The 282-nt window shown below is 48.6% G+C and carries 1 rRNA gene; it reads right to left on the minus strand.

The features are described 5' to 3' along the window. Nucleotides 1-282, minus strand: a 23S ribosomal RNA gene (locus M3182_RS25875); the annotation flags it as partial.

Here is a 282-nt window from a genome sequence, read left to right on the forward strand (position 1 = left end):
GGGTCTACAACCATATACTCTAATCGCCCTATTCAGACTCGCTTTCGCTGCGGCTCCGTCTTTCCAACTTAACCTCGCATATGATCGTAACTCGCCGGTTCATTCTACAAAAGGCACGCTATCACTCGGCATTTTTCCAAAGGAAAATATGCACGGAGCTCTAACTACTTGTAGGCACACGGTTTCAGGATCTCTTTCACTCCCCTTCCGGGGTGCTTTTCACCTTTCCCTCACGGTACTGGTTCACTATCGGTCACTAGGGAGTATTTAGCCTTGGGAGAT

Source organism: Mesobacillus maritimus (genome assembly GCF_023715205.1).
GTDB classification, from domain to species: Bacteria; Bacillota; Bacilli; order Bacillales; family Cytobacillaceae; genus Mesobacillus_B; species Mesobacillus_B maritimus_C.